This is a genomic window from Sphingobium sp. B11D3A (assembly GCF_025961695.1).
GTDB lineage: Bacteria > Pseudomonadota > Alphaproteobacteria > Sphingomonadales > Sphingomonadaceae > Sphingobium.
Map to the genome: position 1 here is coordinate 2,286,597 of NZ_JAOQOE010000001.1, position 21,107 is coordinate 2,307,703.

Consider the following 21,107-nt stretch of genomic DNA (forward strand, 5'->3'; position numbering starts at 1 on the left):
CCATCTGGCCACCCCGTTGTTGCACTGCAGCATGGTTCGGAAGGGGGGTGTGGCGCCCATCAGGCATGCAGCAGGAAGACGGCGTGTTCGGCGAACAGATTGGCATTGGCCGATCCCGTCGTTCGGCCATGGTTGAGGAACCATTGGGCATCGATGGTCCAGCCGCGCTCACGCACCAGCGCCCGAAAATCGTTGATGGTGAGGTGGTGGATGTTTGGCGTGTCGTACCAGCGCTCGGGTAGCAGCGGCGTCACCGGCATCCGCCCGCCCCACATCAGCGAGAGGCGCCCGCGCCAGTGCGCGAAATTGGGGAAGGACACGAACGCCTGTTTGCCGATACGCAGCAGTTGCTCGATCACCTTGTCAGGCCGCCGCGTGGTCTGGAGCGTCTGACTGAGGATCGCGAAATCGAAGCTCTTGTCTGGATAATAGCCAAGGTCGGTGTCGGCATCGCCCTGAACGACCGGCAGGCCGCGCCCGACGGCCGCCGCAACATTGGCCGGATCGATCTCCAGCCCGCGCACATCCGCGTGTGCTCCGTCGCGCATCGCCGCCATGAGGGCGCCATCGCCGCAACCCACGTCCAGCACCCGAGAGCCCGTGGTGACATGGCGCGCGATCAGCGCAAGATCCGGACGCAGGCCGTCAGTCATGCGGCGGAGTCTCTTCGCCATTCAGCAGCGTGTCAAAGGCGGGGTCGAGCCGTTCCATATAGCGGTCCGGCCTTCGCGGACTGCGGAATCCTAGCGGGGCATAGACGCCATGCGCATCGAGCGTGGTGAGGCCGATACGCCGGATGCCCTGGAAATCAGGATGATCGAGAAACCACTGGACCATGCGGCGTGCCAGTCCAGCCCCGCGCGCGGCTTCATCGATCCACACGTCGCTCAGCCAGGCAAAAGTGGCATGGTCGGTGATCATGCGGGCGAAGCCGATCTGGCCATTGCGATAGGCGCCGAGGCAGTGCGATCCGTCAATGGCCCGGTCCACCAGCGCGCGGGCAATGCCGGGCGACCAATAGCTCGAGGCCAGCCAGCCATGAATGCGTGCGCGGTCCAACCGGGCCGGATCGTCGCTCAGCTCGATGTGGTCGGGCATCTCTGTCACGCACCGCCTCGTAGGAAGCCATCCAGAACGCGATTCATCTCGGGCGCGTCCAGCAGGAAGCTGTCATGGCCAAAGGGGCTCGACAGCTCGACGAAGGTCGCGGCCCGACCGGCCGCATGGAGCGCGTGGACGATGTTGCGCGATTCTGTCGTCGGGTAGAGCCAGTCGGTGTCGAAGCTGATGATGCAAAAGCGCGCCTGCGTCCGCGCGAACGCATTGGCCAGACTGCCGCCATGATCCTCTGCCAGATCGAAATAATCTGTCGCCCGCGTGATGTAGAGATAGCTGTTGGCGTCGAACCGCTCGACGAAGCTGATGCCCTGGTGGCGCAAATAGCTCTCAACCTGAAAGTCGGCATCGAAGCCGAAGGTCTTCGTCTCCCGCGCCTGCAGCTTGCGGCCGAACTTTTCGGTCAGCCCGGCTTCGGAAAGATAGGTGATGTGCGCGGCCATGCGCGCCACCGCCAAGCCCGCAGCCGGGGGCTCGCCGCTCGCATAATAGTCGCCACCGCGCCAGCGCGGGTCGGCCATGATCGCCTGGCGCCCCACTTCGTGAAAGGCGATGTTTTGCGCGCTGTGACGGGCGGTAGTGGCAATCGCCAGCACGGCGCGCACGCGCTCCGGATAGAGGGTCGGCCATGCCAGCGCCTGCATCCCGCCCATCGAGCCGCCGACCACAGCGGCAAGCTGGGCCACGCCCAGATGATCGAGCAGCATCGCCTGCGCGCGGACCATGTCGGCGATGGTGATGACGGGAAAGCGCATCGCAAAAGGCGCGCCGGTGGCAGGATCGATGCTGGCCGGGCCGGAAGAGCCGAGGCAACTGCCCAACACATTGGCGCAGATGATGAAATGCCGCTCGGGGTCGATCGGCTTGCCGGGTCCCACGGCGCGTGTCCACCAGCCGGCCTTGCCGGTCACCGGATGTTCCGACGCCACGAACTGGTCGCCGGTCAGCGCATGGCAGATCAGCACGGCATTGCTGCCCTGCGCGTTCAGCGTGCCATAGGTTTCGTAAGCGATCTCGACGGGCGTCAGGCTGGCGCCGCTATCGAGCCGGAGCGGCCCTGCCAGCCGGATAGACCGCCGCAGGCCGAAGCGCTGGTCTGTGGAAGCGATGGCACTCTCCATGGACATGATCCAGCGCTTGAGCCGAAGAACGGGCATTGTCAATCGGGCCGGCCGGGCGGGGCGGTGGACCGCATCCTCGCGGAGGTTTGGGCGAATCGCACAGGCCTTTGCCAATTGCGCACAGCGGGGCTAAAGCGCCACGCCATGACAGACGATCTCCAAAAGCCCGCCGCACCCGCCGCCAAAGACTGGATCATGGCCATCGCGCCTTATGTGCCGGGCAAGTCGAAGGCGGACGATGGCCGCGAGGTCGTGAAGCTTTCGTCCAATGAAAATCCCTTCGGCACAGCCGAGCCAGTGCGCGCGGCATTCCGCTCCGCTGCCGACTGCCTGGAGCGCTATCCCGACTCCGCTGCGGTGGAACTGCGCGAGGCGATTGCGCAGCGGCATGGGCTCGATCCGGCACGGATCATCTACGGCACGGGGTCGGATGAAGTGCTGCACATGGCTGCCGGCACCTTCGCGGGCGCGGGCGATGAGATCATTTTCATGCGCTATGGCTTCTCCGTCTACCCCATCGCGACGCGTCGCGTCGGCGCGGTGCCCGTCGAGGTGGCGGACAAGGATTATGCGACGGATGTCGATGCCATCCTGGCCCATGTCACGGATCGCACCCGGCTGGTGTTCCTCGCCAATCCGAACAACCCGACCGGCACGTTCACGCCCCGCGCGGAGATCGCCCGCCTGCATGCCGGACTGCCGCCGCATGTGCTGCTGGTGCTGGATCAGGCCTATAGCGAATATCTCGACGCCGAGGATGACGATGGCGGGCTGGAGCTGGCCCGCACCGCACCCAATGTGCTGGTCACGCGCACCTTCTCCAAGATCTTCGGCCTTGCTGCCGGCCGGGTGGGCTGGGGCTATGCCAGCGCGGCGGTGATCGACGCGATGCATCGTATTCGCCAGCCCTTCTCCTTCCCCATCGCCTCGTCCCGCGCGGCGGTCGCGGCGCTGGAGGCCCAGGACTTCGTGGAGAAGAGCCGCGCGCACAACAGCGAATGGCGCGCCTGGTTCGAGACCGAGATCGGGGCGCTTAGCAACAAGGGGCTGCGCGCCGTGCCATCCAAGGCCAATTTCAGCCTCGTACTGTTCGAGGGCAAGACGAGCGCCGAGACGGCCTATAAGGGCCTGATGGACGCGGGCTATATCGTGCGCTGGCTGCCCGGGCAGGATCTGCCCAACGGCCTGCGCATCACCATCGGCACGCCGGAAGACATGAAGGGGCTCGTCGCTGCACTCCGCCGGATCGTCGGCGCCTGATGCTGCCCTTTTCGCGCGTTTCCATCATCGGACTGGGCCTGATCGGCTCGTCGCTGGCGCGCGCCCTGCGGGCCTATGCGCCGACCGTGCGGGTGGTCGGGCACGATGCCAATCCGGAAGTGCGGGAGACCGCGCGCCGGATCGACCTATGCGACGATGTGACGGACACGCCCGGGGCGGCGGTGATCGACGCCGATCTGGTTGTGCTGTGCGTCCCCCCCGGCGCGATGGCACCCGTTGCCGAGGCCATTCGCGACGATCTGGCAGCCGATGTCATCTTCTCGGAGGTGGCCTCCTCCCAAGCGAGCATCATTGCCGACATCCACCGGGTCCTGCCCGACGTGACGCTGGTGCCGGCACATCCGGTTGCCGGCACGGAGAATAGCGGCCCGGAGGCAGGGTTTGCGACGCTGTTCCGCAACCGCTGGTGTATCCTCACGCCGCCGGCCGGGACCGATCCGGTTGCGGTCACGCGGGTCGAGGCGCTGTGGCAGCGACTGGGCGCCAATGTCGAGATCATGGATGCCGCGCATCATGATCTGGTGCTGGCCGTCACCAGCCATTTGCCGCACCTCATCGCTTATACGATCGTGGGCACGGCCAATGATCTGGAGAGCGTGACGCGCAGCGAAGTCATCAAATATTCGGCCGGCGGCTTTCGCGACTTCACCCGCATCGCCGCATCCGATCCCACCATGTGGCGCGATGTCTTCCTCACCAACAAGGACGCGGTGCTGGAGATGCTTCAGCGCTTCTCGGAGGATCTCTCGCAACTGCAAAGGGCCATTCGCTGGGGCGATGGCGACGCGCTGTTCGAGCATTTCAGCAAGACGCGGGCGATCCGCCGCTCGATCATCGAGCAAGGGCAGGACGACGCCGCGCCTGACTTCGGCCGGCAGCACGAATAATCGGCCGCCCAAACACAGTGATCGCTTCCGCGGCGTATATCCCTGACAGGATATGACGCCTGTATCCGGCTCGGGCATGAGCGCGCCCTCACGACATTTGGGGGGAAAGCAAAATGCCTATCAAGATGAAGACCTGTCTCGCACTGAGCACCGCCACGCTTCTGGTGGTGTCGCCCGCCTTCGCAGAAGATGCGCGTTACTCGGTTGGCGTCACCGCCGGCACGCTCGGCACCGGGCCGGAAGTGGGGATGAGGATCAATGAGACGTTTGGCGTACGAGCCAGCGCGTCCTTCTTCGATTTCAGCCATGACATCGACGTCAACGACCTGACCTATGAGGGCAAGCTGAAGCTCGAGTCCTATGGCGCCGTCGCGGACGTCTATCCGTTCGGCGGCGCGTTCCGGCTTTCCGGTGGTTTCCGCATCGCCAAGAACCGGGTCAGCGCTACGGCGACGCCGACCGAGCCTGTCACCATCGGCGATGTTACTTATACCCCGAGTGAGATCGGCACGCTCTCCGGCACGATCCGCGCCAAGGACTTCGCCCCGCTGCTGACCGTGGGTTATGCGGGTGGCCTGACGCGCGGCATCAAGTTCGGCGTGGACGCCGGCGCCATGTTCCAAGGCACGCCGCGCGTGGATGCGCTGCGCGCCACCGGTAGCCTCGCGACCAACGCGGCTTTCCAGGAGCAGTTGCTCAAGGAACAGGCGGACGTCGACGACGAGGTCAACAAGTACAAGGTTTACCCTGTGCTGCAGTTTTCTCTGTTCTATGCCTTTTGACCTGACAGCGCAGGAATGAGCAACGGGGCGCGCCTAGATGGAGCGCCCCTTCATCCAATGTCCCGCGCGATTAGCGGCGTTTGACCGGCCCCTTGCGGCGCGCGGTGTGCCGGATGTTCGGCGGGCGTCCGGTGCGGCGGACGGGCGCACTGCCCGGACGGCGGCGGTCCTTGCGTTCGGGCATGTGGCTGGCGCCGTGCGGAATCTCGAAGCGCAGCGCGCCGCTCACCGGGTCGGATTCGGCGATGCGCAGGTCGATGCGGTCGCCCATGGCATAGCGGTCGCCGCTATCCTCGCCGATCAGCGAATGCTGCACCTCGTCATAGCGAAAATATTCGCCACCGAGCGTCGAGACGGGCACGAGTCCATCGCCGCCCAGTTCGACGACGGTGGCGAAGAAGCCGAAACTCTGCACGCCGGTGATGCGGCAGGCCATGATTTCGCCGACATGCTGCGCCAGAAATGCGGCGACATAGCGGTCGACGGTTTCACGCTCCGCCTCCATCGCACGCCGCTCATATTGGCTGATCCGCTCGCCGATGGGCGCGAGATCGGCCACGTCTTCCGAAGAGAGCCGCGTGTCGCGCGGGAGCGACTTGTCCGCCGGGGCGGGCATTTCCAGCCCATAGGCGCCGACCAGCGAGCGATGCACCAAAAGGTCCGAATAGCGCCGGATCGGTGAGGTGAAGTGCGCATAGGAGCCGAGCGACAGGCCGAAATGGCCGAGATTGCGCGGGCCGTAATAGGCCTGCGTCTGGCTGCGCAGGATCTGCTCCATGATCTGCGGCCGCGCGGCGGCATCATCCGGAATCTGCTCGATCAGCCGGTTGAAGGTCTTGGTGGTGATCACCTGCCCGAGCGCTAGGCTGATGCCGTAGGTTTCAAGATACTCCTTAAGCGTCGTCAGCTTCTCACGGCTCGGCGGCTCATGGACGCGGTACATGACCGGCGCCTTCTTGGCTTCCAGCGCCTTGGCGGCAGCGACATTGGCGGTGACCATGAAATCCTCGATCAGCCGGTGCGCATCCAGCCGTTCGCGGATGGCGATGCTGACGATGCGGCCTTCCTCGTCCAGCACCACCCGGCGCTCGGGCAGGTCGAGATCGAGCGGACCACGGGCATCGCGGGCCTTGGCCAGCGCCCGCCAGCAAGCCCAGAGCGGCACCAGTGCGTCGTCGATCAGCCCATCGCCCTTGAGGCGGTCGATGAGGCCGATGTCGAGCCGGGTGTCGGAGAAGGTCCGCCCGGGCTTGCCTTCCACCCGGTCCACGGCGGCCTGTGCCATCTCATAAGGAATGTTGGCGGCGACGCGGATGATCGCGCGGGTGAAGCGCCAGGATTTGAGCGCACCGCCCGGTCCGATGACGAGGTGGCAGGCCAGTACGGCGCGATCCTCGCCTGCCTTGAGCGAGCACATGTCCGACGAGACCGCGTGCGGCAGCATCGGCACGACACGGTCGGGGAAATAGACGCTGTTGCCGCGCTTGCGCGCGGAGCGATCCAGTGCCGAGCCGGGCCGTACATAATAAGCGACGTCTGCAATGGCGACGATGGCCTTGAAGCCGCCTTCATTGGCGGGATCATCGTCCGGCGCGGCCCATACGGCATCGTCGAAATCGCGGGCATCGACCGGGTCGATCGCGACGATGGGCAGGGCGCGCAGGTCCTCGCGCGCATCGGCGTGGAGGGGCAGGTCGTGGACCTTCGCCGCTTCGGCCTCGGCCTCCTCGGGAAACATGTCGGGAATGCCATATTTGTGAATGGCGATCAGGCTGAAGCTACGCGGCTGGAAGGGGTCGCCGAGTACGTCCGTCACCCGCGCGGTGACGCGCGGCGGTCGGCCACTCTTCTCGGCCAGCACGAGATCGCCCGGCTGCGCATCGCCCTGGTCACTGATCGGCGTCTCATAGCGGATGCGCTTGTCGACGGGACGCAGGATCAGCTTGCCGCGTTCGTCCTTGGCGACCACGCCGAGCATCTGCTCGGTCGCGCCGGCCAGCTTCTTCATCGGATGGGCGACCCAGCCATGACCGGCCTGCTCGGTGCGCGCCAGAATCCGGTCGCCAACGCCCAGAGCGCCGCGCTTGCCGCGCTCGATGACGCGCAGCTTGGGAATAGGGTGGCCCTCGGCTTCCCAGCGCTCCGGCACGGCGATGACCTGACCGCCATCGGACTCGACCACGCGCAGCACGGTCACCTTAGGGACGCCGCCCATCAGGTTGAACGCTCTCGCCTTGCCGGTTTCAAGCAGACCTTCGTCGGCCATGTCGCGCAGCAGGGCCTTGAGCGCGATCTTCTCATTGCCGCGCAGGCCAAAGGCCTTGGCGATCTCGCGCTTGCCTGCCGGCTGATCGGCATTGCTGATGAAATCGAGGATCTGTTCGCGCGTCGGCAGGCCGGCGGGCTGGGGACGGGTGGGCTTTCTGGGTGGTGCCATAGCGTCGATATAGGCACGTGCCGGCGCCGGCGCTAATCAATTGCAACGCGGCCCCTTCGGCGCATTTCGGGACGCGGCATTGGGCGCGAGTCGACGGATGGGATTTGCGCCGGCAAGCGAGCCTGCTATTTGCGGGGAGATTTCCTCAGCCCCGCAGACGTCCGGGAGGTCGGACGGACGCCGGGCCGAGCGACGGATCTAGAGAATGTTTTTTGGATAGGAAGCCGATTGTGCCGATGCCGGCAGACCAGTCCAACCCAGCGGCCGCTCGGCCTTCCCGCACGAATCTGCTCCTGTCCGCGACTATTGAGGCGGAGGGGATCGCCGCTCCGGTGCGCATCCGCAATCTCTCCGAGCACGGCGCATTGCTGGAAGGCGCTGCGCTGCCGCCGGTCGGTGCAGGCCTCATCTTGCGGCGCTTGCAGCTTGAGATGGGCGCCACGGTCATCTGGGTGGACAAGAATCGCTGTGGCGTGCGCTTTGAGGGCACGATTTCGGTGTCCGGCTGGCGCGAGGGCAATTGGATCGCTGCCGCAAGTCAGACCGGGCAGCCCCGCGTCGATGCGCCTCTGCCGTCATCACGGCCCGCTCCGGCTGGGGCGGCGCCCCGCGCCTCGGCCCCGACTGCGGAGCTGGATCGGCGGATCGCCGAGGAACTGGATGGGCTGCGGCATCTGATCGAAGACCTCGGCACGCAACTGGTCGAAACGGTGGATGTCACGAGCCGGGCGACCGCCTTGCAGCAGTTCGATCTTGCCGCGCAGACGCTTGGCTATCTGGCCGAGGTGCTCAAGGCGCCCGACCGGGCAGTCGCCATTGACGCCATCGGCATGGAACGCCTCCGCCAGCGCCTGCTCGGCGGCGGCTGAGGGGATGATCACCTCAGGGCGTAACTGCCCTTGATCGGGCGTGGTGTGGCGCCTAAATTTTCCTTGCGGCGACCACGTTCCCGCCTCTGACGTCAAGACCGGGACGGCCCGGCGCTTTCAGGAGGCTTTCATGGCGTGGATTGCGCTTTTTATCGCGGGGTTATTCGAGGTCGTCTGGGCAACGGCCATGAAGCAGTCGGATGGCTTCACCCGGCTATGGCCCACCCTCGTCATGATCGCGGCGATGCTGCTCAGCTTTGCCTGCCTGGCCTGGTCGCTGAAGGTTTTGCCACTCGGCACGGCCTATACGATCTGGACGGGCATCGGCGCGCTCGGCGCATTCGCTGTCGGCATCGCGTTTTTTGGGGAGGCGCTTACAGTGCTGCGGCTGACCGCTGCTGCGCTGATCGTTTCGGGCCTCGTCCTCATGAAGATTTCAACGCCGGTCTAGATCGTCTGGCGCAGCCAGCGGCCCGCACAATCCGGCCGCTGGTTTGACTTCATGCCTAAAGGCAGGCAGGTTGGCCGCCCAATTTGCGATAAAACAGGAGCTTATCGCCGGCCCCTCTCGCGGCCGCGCCCTTTGTCATGATTGATTCTATTCCCACGGCAACCGACCCTTCCTTTTCCATTCCCCTTTTTGATCGGTGGTTCGCCGGTTTGCCGGCCTGGGCTGAAAGCCTCGCCGGGCTGGCAATCCTGATCGCGGTCGCGGCGCTCGCGAACTTCATCTTCAAGTCGATCCTGCTGCGCATGGCGCTGCGCGTCCTGCCGCACGATACGCCTGCGCTCGGCCGCGCGGTGGCCCGGCTGACCAATATCGTCCCGGCTATGGTAGTCTCGGGCGGAATCGCGGCCGTGCCGCATTTGCCGCCGTCGCTGGTGACGGTGGTGCAGAATGTGGCGGGCGCGTTCGTGATCCTCACCATCGTGCTGGCGCTCAGCCATGCACTGACCTTCGTCAACGATCTCTACCAGCGGCGGCCGCACGCCGTGAACCGGCCGATCAAGGGCTATATCCAGGTTCTCAAGATCGTGCTGTTTGCGGCGGCGGCGATCCTGATGATCGCCCAGCTGATGGACAAGTCGCCGCTGCTGCTGCTGTCCGGCCTTGGCGCCATGGCGGCAGTCATCATGCTGGTGTTCAAGGATACGATCCTGTCGCTGGTGGCGTCCGTCCAGCTGACCTCCAACGACATGTTGCGCGTCGGTGACTGGATCGAGATGCCGCAGCTCAATGCTGATGGCGACGTGATCGACATCGCGCTGCACACGGTGAAGGTGCAGAACTGGGACAAGACGATCACCACCATCCCGACTCACCGGCTGATCGAGGAGAGCTTCAAGAACTGGCGCGGCATGTCCGAATCAGGCGGGCGGCGGATCAAGCGCTCGCTGATGATCGACCAGACCAGCGTGCGGTTTCTGTCCGATCAGGAAGAGCAGAGCCTGCGCCGCTTTGCGCTGCTGGGCGACTATCTGGCGGAGAAGCAGGCGGAGCTGGAGCGATGGAACAGCCGCATCGCCCATGACGGCCTTGATCCGGTGAACAGCCGGCGCGTCACCAATTTCGGGACATTCCGGGCCTATATGGCCGCCTATCTGCGGGCCAATGCGCGCATCTCGAAGGAGATGACGCTGCTGGTGCGGCAACTGGACCCGACGCCGCAGGGCATTCCGCTGGAAATCTACTGCTTCACTACCACCACGGCTTGGGCGGCCTATGAGGGGATCCAGGCCGACATCTTCGACCATATGCTGGCGGTGCTGGACTCCTTCGATTTGCGGGTTTTCCAGGAGCCGAGCGGACGGGATTTGCGCCAGCTCAAAGCCGCCTGAGGAATAGGGGAAGGTGGGCGAGGTCTGGCCCCGCCCCCTTTCCTGATCAGTCGCGCAGCAGGTCGTTGATGCCCGTCTTGGAGCGGGTCTGCGCGTCGACGGTCTTGACGATGACGGCGCAATAGAGGCTCGGGCCGGGCGTGCCGTCCGGCAGCGGCTTGCCGGGGAGCGAGCCGGGCACAACCACCGAATAGGGCGGCACCTCGCCCATATAGACCTTGCCGGTGGCGCGATCGACGATCTTGGTCGACTGGCCAATGAACACGCCCATCGACAGCACCGAGCCCTGGCCGATGCGCACGCCCTCGACGACTTCCGAGCGTGCGCCGATGAAGCAGTCATCCTCGATGATCACCGGGTCGGCCTGCAGCGGCTCCAGCACGCCGCCAATGCCGACGCCGCCGGAGAGGTGGACGTTCTTGCCGATCTGCGCGCAGCTGCCGACCGTCACCCAGGTGTCGACCATCGTGCCTTCGCCCACGAACGCACCGATATTGGTGAAGCTGGGCATCAGGATGACATTCTTGCCGACATAGCTGCCGGCGCGGACGATGGAACCGGGCACGGCGCGGAAGCCCGCGGCGCGGAAATCCGCCTCGCCCCAGTTGGCGAACTTGGAGGGCACCTTGTCCCACCAGTGGCCGGCGCCGGGACCGTTGTCGATCAACGTATTGTCGTTGAGACGGAAGGAGAGCAGCACGGCCTTCTTGAGCCACTGATTGACCTGCCAGCCATTCCCGGTGGGCTCGGCAACGCGTGCCTCGCCGCTGTCCAGCAGCGCCAGCGCCTTCTCCACCGCCGCACGGACGTCGCCCGTGGTGGACAGGCCGATATTGGCGCGGTCCTCCCATGCGGCATCGATGGTGGCGATCAGCTTGGTATCGGTCATGACGTCCCTCGTATTTCATCGCGAGTGCGGAGTGTGGGCCGCCCCATAATGCGTTTTGGCGCGATGCTGAACCGCTTTGTGACCGGGGCGTTAGCATTTGGGCAGTTGCCGCAACGTATGCCCTGTCGCCAGCAGGGCATTGCGCTTCGCGGCTGATTCGACGCGGACTTCGCTGGTCTCGACTGAACGGGCCGGCTATGTCCACGTACAGCCAAATCCCGATGATCGCACGTGAGCGGAAGGAACAGATTTATGAGCCGGATCAGTTTGCAACAGGCCAATGCGGTCATCGAGGGTGTCTTCGCGAAAGGGCAGGCCGCAGGGTTCAAACCGCTGAGCGCCGCCGTCGTGGATGCGGGCGGGCATTTGATCGCCTTTCAGCGTGGCGATGGCGCTTCTTTCGCGCGCGCGCAGGTGGCGACGGGCAAGGCGGCCGGCGCGCTCGCCATGGGCGTTTCCTCGCGCAAGCTGGGGGACATGGCGCAGGAGCGGCCCTGGTTCATCGGCGCTTTTGCGGCCTCCGCGCCGCATGCGGTGATCCCGGCCGCCGGTGGCGTCATCATCGTCGACGATGAGGCCGTGGCGATCGGCGCGGTCGGGGTGACCGGCGACACATCGGACAATGACGAAGCGGCCGCGCTGGCCGGGCTGGCAGCGGCCGGCCTCAAGGCGCAGGGCTGAACGGCGGGGATGCAAGGCATGACGAACAAGGTGGACCGCGCCGGGCTCTCGGTGGCGCAGGAACTGGCCGATTTCATCGAGCAGCGCGCGCTGCCGGGTACGGGGCTGACTGCGCAAGCCTTTTGGGCCGGGACGGCGGCGATCTTCGCCGATTTTGCACCGCGCAATCGGGCGTTGCTGGCGAAGCGCGACGATCTTCAGGCGCAGATCGATGCCTGGCATGAGGCGCGGGCCGGCCAACCGATCGATCAGCCGGCCTATGAGGCGTTCCTGCGCGAGATTGGTTATCTCGTTCCAGAGCCGGCGCCCTTCACCATCGATCCGCAAAAGGTCGATGCCGAGCTCGCAACGCTGGCCGGTCCGCAATTGGTGGTGCCGGTGCTCAACGCCCGCTTCCTGCTCAACGCGGCCAATGCGCGCTGGGGTAGCCTGTACGATGCGCTCTACGGCACGGATGCCTTGCCGGGAACGGCCAGGCCGGGCGGATACGATCCCGAGCGCGGCGCGCAGGTCATCGCCTGGGCCAAGGCCTTTCTCGACCAGGCTGTGCCGCTGGTGTCCGGAAGCTGGGCGGACATGGGCGATCCCGCCAAGGGCTTCGCGATCGCGGATGGCACCCAATATGTCGGCCAGACGCCCAAGGGCCGCCTGTTCCGCAAGAACGGCCTGCATATCGAGGTGGTGTTCGATCGCAATCACCCCATCGGCAAGGATGATCCCTCGGGCATGGCTGACGTGGTGATCGAATCGGCGCTCTCGACCATCGTCGATCTTGAGGATTCGGTCGCGGCCGTGGACGCGCAGGACAAGGTGGCGGCCTATGCCAACTGGCTCGGGCTGATGCAGGGTGACCTCTCTGCGACGTTCGAGAAAGGCGGCAAAACGCAGACGCGCAGGCTCAATCAGGACCGTGTTTTCAAGGACCGCGAGGGGTCGGAATGGTCGCTTAAGGGACGCAGCCTCCTGCTCGTCCGCAATGTCGGCCATCTGATGACCACGCCGGCGATTGTGCTGCCCGATGGCGCCGAGGCGCCCGAGGGCATTCTCGATGGCATCGTCACCAGCCTGATCGCCCTGCACGATCTCAAGGGCGCCGGCCCGATGCGCAACAGTCTCGCCGGCAGCGTCTACATCGTGAAGCCCAAGATGCACGGGCCGGAGGAATGCGCCTTCACCAACGATCTGTTCGATGCGATCGAGGATATGCTGGGCATGGACCGGCACACGATCAAGGTCGGCGTGATGGACGAGGAGCGGAGGACGTCCGCCAACCTCATGGCCTGCATCGCGGCGGTCAAGGATCGGGTGGTGTTCATCAACACCGGCTTCCTCGACCGGACGGGCGATGAGATTCACACATCGATGCGAGCCGGGGCGATGATCCGCAAGGGCGACATGAAGAGCGCCGCCTGGATCAAGGCCTATGAGGATCGCAACGTGCAGATCGGTCTGGCCTGCGGATTCTCTGGCCGGGCGCAGATCGGCAAGGGCATGTGGGCGGCGCCGGACCGGATGGCCGACATGCTTGAGCAGAAGATCGCGCATCCCATGAGCGGGGCGAACACGGCCTGGGTGCCCTCCCCGACGGCGGCGACGCTGCACGCGACGCATTATCACACCGTTGATGTGGCGGCGCGCCAGCAGGGGCGCGGCCGCGAGCCGGTGGCGCCGCTTTCGGACCTGCTCACCGTGCCACTCTCGTCCGGCACCAACTGGTCCGAGCAGGAGATCGTCGAGGAGCTGGAGAATAATGCGCAGGGGATTCTCGGCTATGTCGTGCGCTGGATCGATCAGGGGGTTGGCTGTTCGAAGGTGCCGGACATCAACGACATCGGCCTGATGGAAGATCGCGCGACGCTGCGCATTTCCTCCCAGCATATCGCCAACTGGCTGCTCCATGGCGTGTGTACGCCGGCGCAGGTCGATTCGGCCTTCGAGAAGATGGCGGCCAAGGTCGACGCACAGAATGCCGGCGATCCGCTCTATCGACCGATGGCAGGCCATCCGGAGAGCCTCGCCCTGCAAGCTGCACGGGCCTTGGTGTTCGAGGGCGTCGCGCAACCAAACGGCTATACCGAGCCGCTGCTTCATGCGTGGCGATTGCGGGTGAAGGCGCAGGACAACCGGGCATGAAAATGGGCGGCTCCGGAGGGAGCCGCCCTATTCGTTTCAGCGTTGTGCGCGCCGCGTCTTAAGGATTCGCGGTCGCCGGCTGCTGCGTCGCCATGTCGGCCGAGGCCAGTTCCTGAATCTTCTTCACGAGATCCGGATTGGTCCGGGTCGCCTGGGCAATCTCGTTGTAGCGCGCCGGCGTCAGGCCACTGGACTGCACTGCGGCGAGCATCTGCTCCTGCTTGGCGTCCGCAGCGACCGTTGCGTCCTTCTGGATCTTGTCCGCCTGGATAGCGGCCTTGGCAAAGCCGACCAGCTCCGCATCCGTAAAGCTCGTGGGAGCTGCTGCCGTAGCCGGTGCGGCCGGCGTGGCAGGAGAAGCCGGCGCTGCGGGCGAGGCTGGCGACGCGGGGGCGGCCGGCTGTGCAGTAGCCGGCGCTGCGGTGTCCTGCGCCATGGCTGGCACGGCAATGCCGCCGCTCAGCAGCAACGCAGCGGTGTAAAGCAGTGATGACTTCATGACGGATACCTTTCAGATGTTTTGAACCGTGCTTGAAAGGTAGGGAGCGATGGGGAGGGGGCAAATAAACGTCGATTACACGTTTACTCACCGGGGTGAGGTGTGTCTGCAGCGCCACTCATGCGCCGTAAGTCGATGATTTATCATGGCCCGCAACCGCCCTTCAGGGGCGGGCGCTGCGTTCTTCACAGCAGATGGGGAAAATGGTGCTGCCGGCGAGGATTGAACTCGCGACCTCAGCCTTACCAAGGATGCGCTCTACCACTGAGCTACGGCAGCACTGCCGTTCGCAGGGGTACCCCGCGTCAGCAAGGCCGCGCCTATGGCCTTACCGTCTGGCCTTGTCAAGGCGACTTGCAGCGCAAAAGCCGGATTCGTAAAGCAAGGGCATGAGTACCCCGCCCTCCGACCGCCAACGCCGGCTCGCCGAAGCGCTGCGGGCCAATCTGCGCCGCCGCAAGGGGCAGGCCCGTGCCAAGACGGATGCGCCGGATTCAAAGGCCACGCTGGATCAACCTTTCGAGGGGCGCGAGGAGGAGGCTCCTACGGGTCGCTAGGGCGTCGCAGCGGTTCAAACCAGCCTTCCTGACGGTTACTCTCACCATTTGACATTGTTCGTTCGATCGAACAAATATCCTTCATGCGGTCTCCATCGTCATTGTGCTGGTCATCGTTGAACGCCACTCGACGAAGGATGTCGAGATCGAGCGGTTCAGGGACGTGCCACCAGCACGTCCGCCACGCCATGACGGGCAAAGAAAAATGCATGAGGCCGTAACCCGCACGCGCAAGAAAGCGCTCGCGACGGATATCGGGGCCGCATCCGTGGACACGGAAAGCCCTGCAAGAAGCGATCTTCCGTTGCAGATTATCGAGGCAGCTCTTGAGCAATTCGGCCGCTTCGGCTTCGATGGGGCAAGCACGCGCGAAATTGCCCGCGCCAGCGGGACGGCGATGTCCTCGATCACCTATCACTTCGGCTCCAAGGAAGGGCTCTACCTCGCCTGCGCCGACCATATCGCCTCCGTCGTGGGGAGTATCTACGCGCCGCTGATCGCCATCATCGAGAAGCAGCCACCGCAGACGCCCGCGCAGGCCCGCACACAGATGCTGGCGCTGCTGGAGACGCTGGCGCGCTTCCTGCTCTCGTCGCGCTCGGCGACCTTTGCGCAGTTCGTGGCCCGCGAGCAGCAGCACCCGACCGAGGCCTTCACGCGCCTCTACGATGGATTGATAGGGCCGCTGGTGGAGACCGCGATTCTTCTCTCCGCGGTCGCACGGCCCTCGCTCGCGGAAGCGGAGCGCCGCCCGCTGATCCTCCATATCATGGGCATGGCGCTGATTTTGCGCCTCGGCCGCGCCTGCGTGGTGCGGACCATGCAAGTGCCCGATCTCGATTCCGCCACGGGCGAGGCGCTGGTCGCCAGCCTGCTCAAGTCCGCCGAAACCCTGCTCACCGAGGAATGACGCCATGACCCGCCAGCGCCTGATCGTGCTCATCATCGTCACCGTCATGCTGATCGCTGCCGTGAGCACGCGCGGCTTCGGGCTGCTGGGGCGGGATGACGGGCCTCTGACGCTCTATGGCAATGTCGACATTCGGGAAGTGGATCTCGGCTTCCGGGTCGGCGGACGGATCGCGCAGATCCCGGTCGAGGAAGGCCAGCGGGTCAAGCAGGGCATGCTGCTGGCCGAGCTGGACCGGGCCTCCATCGATAGCGCCGTCGCCCAGTCCGATGCGCGCGTGGCGCAGGCTCGCGCGGAACTGCTCAAGCTCCAGCGCGGCAGTCGGCCGGAAGATGTCGCTCAGGCGCAGGCTCGCTTTGCGGCAGCGCAGGCGGCGGCGCGCGATGCCCAGCGCGACTATGAACGCCGGCAGCCGCTGGTCGCCCCGGGCGCAATCAGCCGCGATGTGTGGGAATCGACCGTCGCCATGCGCGATCGCGCTAATGCCCAGCTCGCTGAAGCGCAGGCGGCGCTGACCCTGGTGCGCACCGGCGCGCGGCGCGAAGATATCGAGGCGGCGCGCGCGGCGCTGCAGGCGGCAGAGGCATCCCGCAAGGGCGTTGGCACCGATCTCGATGACGCCCGCCTGCTCGCGAGCGTGGATGGTGTGGTGGTGACCCGTGCGCGCGAACCCGGCGCGATCGTGGCGCCGGGCGAAACCGTCTTCACGCTGGCCATCGATCGCCCGGTGCGCGTGCGGGCCTATGTGGCGGAGAACCAGCTCAGCCGGATAGCCCCGGGCATGACGGTCACGATCACGGCGGACGGCAACCCCAAATCCTATTCCGGCATCATCGGCTATATTTCGCCGCGCGCGGAATTCACCCCCAAGACGGTGGAGACGAGCGACCTGCGCACCGACTTGGTCTATCGCTTGCGGATCGTCGTGGATGATCCGGACGGCAAGCTGCGGCAGGGCCAGCCGGTGAGCGTTGCCATCGCCGATCCCGCCCCCACAGCGAAGCGCTGACCATGCGCGGGACGTCGCCATCGCGACGGAATAACGGCGGCAGGCCGATATGAGTGACCTCGCGCCAGTCGCTGGCGATAGCCAGCCGGTCGCGACGGCCACGGGGATCGTGAAAGCGTTCGGCGACACACGTGCGCTCGGCGGGGTCGACCTGGTGGTGGTGCCGGGCAAGGTCACCGGGCTGGTCGGGCCGGATGGCGCCGGCAAGACGACGTTGATTCGCGTGCTGGCCGGGCTGATGCGGGCGGACCAGGGCGCCGTTTCCATTCTCGGCGCGCCGCCGGCCGACCGCCTTGATTCGATCGGCTACATGCCGCAGCGCTTCGGCCTCTATGAAGACCTGACCGTGCGTGAGAATCTCGTCCTTTATGCCGAGATGCGGGGTCTGCCGCGCGATGCGCAGGAGAGCGTCTTCAAGCGCCTGCTCGAATTCACCGATCTCGCCCGCTTTCAGGCGCGCCCGGCCGGCAAGCTCTCGGGTGGCATGAAGCAGAAGCTGGGCCTGGCCTGCGCGCTGGTGAGCACGCCGCCATTGCTGCTGCTGGACGAGCCGGGCGTGGGCGTCGATCCGATCAGCCGCCGCGAGCTGTGGGCCATGGTTGCCGAGTTGACCAAGGAGGGCATCGGCGTGCTCTGGTCCACCGCCTATCTCGATGAAGCCGAGATGTGCGACACGGTGTATCTGCTGAGCGAGGGGCGAACGCTGTTCACGGGTCCGCCGGCCACGCTGACCGATGCGATCAGCGACCGCGTGATTCGGGTCACCGGTTTTGCCGAGCGCCGGCGGCAGGCGCTCATCCGCGCGCTCGACCGGCCTGACGTGATCGACGGTACCTTGCAGGGCCGCGCGATCCGCCTGCTCATCGGCGAGGGCCATCCGGTGCCGGATGCCGACGCGCTCGATATGGGGCCGGAAACGCAGGTGTCTCGGGCGCCTGCGCGCTTCGAGGATGGGTTCATCGAGCGGCTGGGGGGCGGGCCGGAAGGGACCAGCGCGCTGGCGGCGGCGTATCGCGAGATTCCCGCCAGCGACGCACCCGCCATTGAGGCCAGGGGGCTAACCAAAAGATTCGGCGACTTCACGGCGGCGCGCGATGTGAGCTTCACGGTTCCGCGCGGGCAGATTTTCGGCCTGCTGGGGCCAAATGGGGCCGGCAAATCGACCACGTTCAAGATGCTGTGTGGCCTGCTCACGCCGAGCGAGGGCAGCGGATCGGTCGCCGGGCACGATCTGCGCCGGGCCGCCGCACAGGCCCGCGGATCGCTGGGCTATATGGCGCAGAAATTCTCGCTCTATGGCGATCTGTCGGTTGCCCAGAATCTCGATTTCTTCGCCGGCGCTTATGATCTGTCCGGCGGGCAGGCGCGCGCGGCGATCGAGCGGGTTACCGACATTTTCGAGCTCGGCGGCAACCTCAAGCGCAATGCCGGGACGCTGCCGCTCGGCTTCAAGCAGCGCCTCGCTCTGGCCTGCGCGGTGATGCACGAGCCGCCGGTGCTGTTCCTCGATGAGCCGACATCCGGTGTCGATCCGGTGATGCGCCGCGAGTTCTGGACGCATATCAACGGACTCGTCCGGCGCGGCGTCACGGTGCTGGTCACCACTCATTTCATGGACGAGGCCGAATATTGCGACGATGTGACGCTCATCTATCGCGCGCAGCAGATCGCCAGCGGCCCGCCCGACTCGCTCAAGGCGAAAGCCGGCGAACTGACCGGCAAGGATGATCCCACGATGGAGGATGCGTTCATCGCGCTCATCGAGGCGTCCGACGCCCACCGGGACGCGGAGGCCGCGGCATGAGTGGGACCGATCCCGACCCGACGCTGGCGCAGGTGGAGGCGAGTGCCGGCGCCATGGCAGGCTCTTCGCGCCGCCGGCTGCTGGCGCTGATCGTCAAGGAATATGCCCAAATCCGGCGCGACCCTTCGACCTTCCTCATCGCCTTTGCGATGCCGCTGCTGCTGCTCTTCCTCTTCGGCTATGCGATTTCCCTCGATCCGCGCGACACCAAGATCGCTTTGGTCGTGCAGGATGACAGCGCGCCGGCCGCGCGGCTCGCGCAGGCCTATGCCCATTCGCCCTATTTCCAGGTCACCCGGCTCAATGCCGTGCTGCCCGCCCGTACACTGATGCAGCAGGGGGCGATCCGTGGCTTCGTCGTCGTTCCGCTCGATTTCGGCCGGGCCATGGTGCAGGGCACGCCACAGCCGATCCAGATCGTCACCGATGGCACCCAGCCCAATCAGGCGAATTTCGTCGCCAGCTATGCCGAGGGGGTGCGCCAGACATGGATGGCCGACGAGCTGGGGATGCGCCTCGGGCGCAGGGCTGCGCCGCCCATCGATGTCTCCCAGCGCATGTGGTTCAATCCGGGCCTGCAGAGCCGCTATTTCCTCGTGCCCGGCGCCATCGCCATCGTGATGACGATGATCGGTACGCTGCTCACCGCGCTGGTCGTCGCGCGTGAATGGGAGCGCGGCACCATGGAGGCGCTGCTGGCCACGCCGATGCGGATGACCGAGTTCATCCTCTCCAAGGTGCTGCCCTATTTCCTGCTCGGCATGGTCTCCATGGCGCTGTGCACGGTGATCGCGGTGACCGCCTTCGGTCTGCCCTTCCACGGGTCGATCTTCGCCCTGTTCGCCATCGCCGCCGCCTTTCTGCTGCCGGCGCTTGGGTTGGGGCTGTTCATTTCGGCCACGACGCGCAACCAGTTCGTGGCCAGTCAGGTGGCGTTGCTCGCCTCCTTCCTCCCGACCTTCCTGCTCTCCGGCTTCATCTTCGAGATCGGATCGATGCCTTGGCCGATCCAGGCGCTGACCTATGCCGTGCCGGCGCGCTACCTCATTCCCGCGCTGCAAACCGTGTTCATGGCCGGAGACATCTGGGCGATCATCCTGCCCAACATCCTCATCATGCTGGGCTTTGGCCTCCTGTTCTTCATCCTCTGCTTCCGCGCCACGCGGCGGAGCCTTGACTGATGGCCGCCCGGTTCACCCGCCTGCGCGCGATGATCGTCAAGGAGATCTGGGCGCTGCTGCGCGATCCCAAGTCGCGCATCGTGCTCGTGCTGCCGCCGCTGATCCAGTTGCTGATCTTCACCTTCGCAACCACGCTGGACGTCAAGAATGTCGACATCGGCCTCGTCGATCGCTCCGGCGGCGCCCATGCGCAGGAATTGCTCCAACGGATCGAGGGCAGTCCGCGCTTTCGGGACGTCATCGTGCTGCCCTCCATGGCGGCGATGGAAGAGGCGATCGACGAGCAAAAGGTGCTTGCGGCGCTCGTCATTCAGGAGGATTTCGACCAGCGGCTGGCCCGAGGCCAAAGCGCCACGCTGGGCCTGGTGCTGGATGGCCGCCGGTCCAATGCCGCACAGATCGTCGCGGGCTATGTGAACCAGATCGCGGCGGGCTATGGCGCGGAACTGGCGCCGATCAGTGTGCGCATGGCCGGCGGCAGCGCGGTGACGCATTGGTACAATCCCAGCCTCGATTACATGTGGTTCACCCTGCCGGGGCTGGTGGCGCTGATCATCTCCATCGCCGGCATCGCCATCACCTCGCAGGCGGTGGCGCGCGAGCGGGAACTTGGGACGTTCGATCAGCTGATGGTCTCGCCCATGCGCGTGCATGAGATTCTCATCGGCATGATGGTGCCGCCGCTCTTGGTCGGCATGGTCAATGGCGTCTTGTTTCTGGTGGTGGCGCAGGTGGCGTTCGGGGTGCCTTTCACCGGCTCCTTCCTGCTCTTCGTCATCGCGATGCTGTTCTACCAGCTTGCCCTCATCGGCCTGGGTCTGCTCGTCTCGGCTATGTCGATGACGCAGCAGCAGGCGTTTCTCGGCTCGTTCATCGTCACCGTGCCGCTCATCCTGCTCTCCGGCTATGCCGCGCCGATCGAGAATATGCCGGACTGGTTGCAGATCATTACGCACGCCGATCCCGTCCGCTATTTCCTCATCATCGTGCAGGGCCTGTTCTTGAAGGCCATGCCCGCCGCCGTCGTGTTCCATCAGCTCTGGCCGCTTGGCGTCATAGCCCTCGTCTCTCTGAGTGCGGCGGCCTGGCTGTTCCGTGCCCGAATGGAGTGA

At 65.5% G+C, this 21,107-nt stretch carries 20 protein-coding genes and 1 tRNA gene; 14 read left to right on the forward strand and 7 right to left on the reverse strand.

Features of this window, described 5'->3' with window-relative positions:
* Positions 1-59: 59 nt before the first annotated feature.
* The 3 genes from metW to metX are packed head-to-tail and all read right to left on the reverse strand — an operon-like array spanning position 60 to position 2,243.
* Positions 60-653 carry a methionine biosynthesis protein MetW gene (gene metW, locus M2332_RS10840; protein WP_264574043.1) on the reverse strand — a complete coding sequence of 198 codons (594 nt, stop codon included), beginning with the start codon at positions 651-653 and terminating at the stop codon, positions 60-62.
* On the reverse strand, positions 646-1,098 hold the full coding sequence (locus M2332_RS10845) for a GNAT family N-acetyltransferase (RefSeq protein ID WP_181561564.1): 453 nt from the start codon (positions 1,096-1,098) through the stop codon (positions 646-648). The genes metW and M2332_RS10845 overlap by 8 nt, the downstream gene beginning before the upstream one ends.
* Positions 1,099-1,103: 5 nt before the next feature.
* The gene (gene metX, locus M2332_RS10850) at positions 1,104-2,243 is read right to left on the reverse strand and encodes a homoserine O-acetyltransferase MetX (RefSeq protein WP_264574044.1); all 1,140 of its coding nucleotides are present in this window, start codon (positions 2,241-2,243) and stop codon (positions 1,104-1,106) included.
* 138 nt (positions 2,244-2,381) lie between these two features.
* Here metX and hisC point away from each other — a divergent pair, with 138 nt between their 5' ends.
* The 3 genes from hisC to M2332_RS10865 all read left to right on the forward strand — a co-directional run bounded on the left by hisC (position 2,382) and on the right by M2332_RS10865 (position 5,187).
* Complete coding sequence (gene hisC / locus M2332_RS10855; protein ID WP_264574045.1) at positions 2,382-3,497, forward strand: histidinol-phosphate transaminase; 1,116 nt, start codon at positions 2,382-2,384, stop codon at positions 3,495-3,497.
* Positions 3,497-4,405 (forward strand): prephenate/arogenate dehydrogenase family protein, encoded by a 909-nt coding sequence (locus M2332_RS10860; protein WP_264574046.1) that lies wholly within the window; start codon positions 3,497-3,499, stop codon positions 4,403-4,405. The genes hisC and M2332_RS10860 overlap by 1 nt, the downstream gene beginning before the upstream one ends.
* A 125-nt stretch (positions 4,406-4,530) precedes the next feature.
* Entirely contained in the window at positions 4,531-5,187 is a 657-nt protein-coding gene (locus tag M2332_RS10865) for a hypothetical protein (protein WP_264574047.1), read from the forward strand.
* Positions 5,188-5,257: 70 nt separating this feature from the next.
* Here the strand turns inward: M2332_RS10865 and M2332_RS10870 are convergent, their stop codons facing one another.
* The gene (locus M2332_RS10870) at positions 5,258-7,624 is read right to left on the reverse strand and encodes a ribonuclease R family protein (protein ID WP_264574048.1); all 2,367 of its coding nucleotides are present in this window, start codon (positions 7,622-7,624) and stop codon (positions 5,258-5,260) included.
* A 236-nt stretch (positions 7,625-7,860) separates the two neighbouring features.
* Here M2332_RS10870 and M2332_RS10875 point away from each other — a divergent pair, with 236 nt between their 5' ends.
* The 3 genes from M2332_RS10875 to M2332_RS10885 all read left to right on the forward strand — a co-directional run bounded on the left by M2332_RS10875 (position 7,861) and on the right by M2332_RS10885 (position 10,332).
* The gene (locus tag M2332_RS10875) at positions 7,861-8,493 is read left to right on the forward strand and encodes a PilZ domain-containing protein (RefSeq protein WP_264574955.1); all 633 of its coding nucleotides are present in this window, start codon (positions 7,861-7,863) and stop codon (positions 8,491-8,493) included.
* A gap of 130 nt (positions 8,494-8,623) precedes the next feature.
* The gene (locus M2332_RS10880; RefSeq protein ID WP_264574049.1) at positions 8,624-8,944 is read left to right on the forward strand and encodes a DMT family transporter; all 321 of its coding nucleotides are present in this window, start codon (positions 8,624-8,626) and stop codon (positions 8,942-8,944) included.
* A 137-nt stretch (positions 8,945-9,081) separates the two neighbouring features.
* Complete coding sequence (locus M2332_RS10885) at positions 9,082-10,332, forward strand: mechanosensitive ion channel family protein (protein ID WP_264574050.1); 1,251 nt, start codon at positions 9,082-9,084, stop codon at positions 10,330-10,332.
* A 46-nt stretch (positions 10,333-10,378) separates the two neighbouring features.
* On the opposite strand, the gene dapD is transcribed toward M2332_RS10885, so the two are convergent.
* On the reverse strand, positions 10,379-11,221 hold the full coding sequence (dapD, locus tag M2332_RS10890) for a 2,3,4,5-tetrahydropyridine-2,6-dicarboxylate N-succinyltransferase (protein ID WP_264574051.1): 843 nt from the start codon (positions 11,219-11,221) through the stop codon (positions 10,379-10,381).
* A 252-nt stretch (positions 11,222-11,473) separates the two neighbouring features.
* On the opposite strand from dapD, the gene M2332_RS10895 reads away from it, so the two are divergent.
* Positions 11,474-11,902 (forward strand): GlcG/HbpS family heme-binding protein, encoded by a 429-nt coding sequence (locus tag M2332_RS10895; protein ID WP_264574052.1) that lies wholly within the window; start codon positions 11,474-11,476, stop codon positions 11,900-11,902.
* Between the two features lie 18 nt (positions 11,903-11,920).
* Positions 11,921-14,035, forward strand: coding sequence for a malate synthase G (locus M2332_RS10900; protein WP_264574053.1), 2,115 nt, complete (start codon positions 11,921-11,923; stop codon positions 14,033-14,035).
* 58 nt (positions 14,036-14,093) lie between these two features.
* On the opposite strand, the gene M2332_RS10905 is transcribed toward M2332_RS10900, so the two are convergent.
* Together M2332_RS10905 and M2332_RS10910 are read right to left on the reverse strand one after the other, a co-directional pair.
* A complete protein-coding gene (locus M2332_RS10905) occupies positions 14,094-14,534 on the reverse strand; it encodes a DUF4168 domain-containing protein (protein ID WP_264574054.1) in 441 nt (146 codons plus the stop codon).
* 204 nt (positions 14,535-14,738) lie between these two features.
* Positions 14,739-14,813 (reverse strand) — tRNA-Thr (locus M2332_RS10910).
* A 110-nt stretch (positions 14,814-14,923) separates the two neighbouring features.
* On the opposite strand from M2332_RS10910, the gene M2332_RS10915 reads away from it, so the two are divergent.
* From M2332_RS10915 to M2332_RS10940, 6 genes are all read left to right on the forward strand, one after another.
* Positions 14,924-15,091, forward strand: a complete 168-nt coding sequence (locus M2332_RS10915) for a hypothetical protein (RefSeq protein ID WP_181560989.1) — start codon at positions 14,924-14,926, stop codon at positions 15,089-15,091.
* A 205-nt stretch (positions 15,092-15,296) separates the two neighbouring features.
* On the forward strand, positions 15,297-16,001 hold the full coding sequence (locus M2332_RS10920) for a CerR family C-terminal domain-containing protein (protein ID WP_264574055.1): 705 nt from the start codon (positions 15,297-15,299) through the stop codon (positions 15,999-16,001).
* Positions 16,002-16,005: 4 nt separating this feature from the next.
* On the forward strand, positions 16,006-17,010 hold the full coding sequence (locus M2332_RS10925) for an HlyD family efflux transporter periplasmic adaptor subunit (RefSeq protein WP_264574056.1): 1,005 nt from the start codon (positions 16,006-16,008) through the stop codon (positions 17,008-17,010).
* Positions 17,011-17,059: 49 nt separating this feature from the next.
* Positions 17,060-18,814, forward strand: coding sequence for an ATP-binding cassette domain-containing protein (locus M2332_RS10930; protein WP_264574057.1), 1,755 nt, complete (start codon positions 17,060-17,062; stop codon positions 18,812-18,814).
* The gene (locus M2332_RS10935) at positions 18,811-19,995 is read left to right on the forward strand and encodes an ABC transporter permease (RefSeq protein ID WP_264574058.1); all 1,185 of its coding nucleotides are present in this window, start codon (positions 18,811-18,813) and stop codon (positions 19,993-19,995) included. Before M2332_RS10930 ends, M2332_RS10935 begins: the two co-directional genes overlap by 4 nt.
* The gene (locus M2332_RS10940; RefSeq protein WP_264574059.1) at positions 19,995-21,107 is read left to right on the forward strand and encodes an ABC transporter permease; all 1,113 of its coding nucleotides are present in this window, start codon (positions 19,995-19,997) and stop codon (positions 21,105-21,107) included. The genes M2332_RS10935 and M2332_RS10940 overlap by 1 nt, the downstream gene beginning before the upstream one ends.

Excerpts from the sequence above, each read along its gene's own strand:
- M2332_RS10935 (WP_264574058.1), top strand. The coding sequence starts at position 18,811 with ATGAGTGGGACCGATCCCGACCCGACGCTGGCGCAGGTGGAGGCGAGT.
- metX (WP_264574044.1), bottom strand. The coding sequence starts at position 2,243 with ATGTCCATGGAGAGTGCCATCGCTTCCACAGACCAGCGCTTCGGCCTG.
- dapD (WP_264574051.1), bottom strand. The coding sequence starts at position 11,221 with ATGACCGATACCAAGCTGATCGCCACCATCGATGCCGCATGGGAGGAC.
- M2332_RS10845 (WP_181561564.1), bottom strand. The coding sequence starts at position 1,098 with ATGCCCGACCACATCGAGCTGAGCGACGATCCGGCCCGGTTGGACCGC.
- M2332_RS10930 (WP_264574057.1), top strand. The coding sequence starts at position 17,060 with ATGAGTGACCTCGCGCCAGTCGCTGGCGATAGCCAGCCGGTCGCGACG.
- hisC (WP_264574045.1), top strand. The coding sequence starts at position 2,382 with ATGACAGACGATCTCCAAAAGCCCGCCGCACCCGCCGCCAAAGACTGG.
- M2332_RS10900 (WP_264574053.1), top strand. The coding sequence starts at position 11,921 with ATGACGAACAAGGTGGACCGCGCCGGGCTCTCGGTGGCGCAGGAACTG.
- M2332_RS10870 (WP_264574048.1), bottom strand. The coding sequence starts at position 7,624 with ATGGCACCACCCAGAAAGCCCACCCGTCCCCAGCCCGCCGGCCTGCCG.
- metW (WP_264574043.1), bottom strand. The coding sequence starts at position 653 with ATGACTGACGGCCTGCGTCCGGATCTTGCGCTGATCGCGCGCCATGTC.
- M2332_RS10925 (WP_264574056.1), top strand. The coding sequence starts at position 16,006 with ATGACCCGCCAGCGCCTGATCGTGCTCATCATCGTCACCGTCATGCTG.
- M2332_RS10920 (WP_264574055.1), top strand. The coding sequence starts at position 15,297 with ATGCATGAGGCCGTAACCCGCACGCGCAAGAAAGCGCTCGCGACGGAT.
- M2332_RS10880 (WP_264574049.1), top strand. The coding sequence starts at position 8,624 with ATGGCGTGGATTGCGCTTTTTATCGCGGGGTTATTCGAGGTCGTCTGG.
- M2332_RS10905 (WP_264574054.1), bottom strand. The coding sequence starts at position 14,534 with ATGAAGTCATCACTGCTTTACACCGCTGCGTTGCTGCTGAGCGGCGGC.
- M2332_RS10865 (WP_264574047.1), top strand. The coding sequence starts at position 4,531 with ATGAAGACCTGTCTCGCACTGAGCACCGCCACGCTTCTGGTGGTGTCG.
- M2332_RS10885 (WP_264574050.1), top strand. The coding sequence starts at position 9,082 with ATGATTGATTCTATTCCCACGGCAACCGACCCTTCCTTTTCCATTCCC.
- M2332_RS10915 (WP_181560989.1), top strand. The coding sequence starts at position 14,924 with ATGAGTACCCCGCCCTCCGACCGCCAACGCCGGCTCGCCGAAGCGCTG.
- M2332_RS10940 (WP_264574059.1), top strand. The coding sequence starts at position 19,995 with ATGGCCGCCCGGTTCACCCGCCTGCGCGCGATGATCGTCAAGGAGATC.
- M2332_RS10895 (WP_264574052.1), top strand. The coding sequence starts at position 11,474 with ATGAGCCGGATCAGTTTGCAACAGGCCAATGCGGTCATCGAGGGTGTC.
- M2332_RS10875 (WP_264574955.1), top strand. The coding sequence starts at position 7,861 with ATGCCGGCAGACCAGTCCAACCCAGCGGCCGCTCGGCCTTCCCGCACG.
- M2332_RS10860 (WP_264574046.1), top strand. The coding sequence starts at position 3,497 with ATGCTGCCCTTTTCGCGCGTTTCCATCATCGGACTGGGCCTGATCGGC.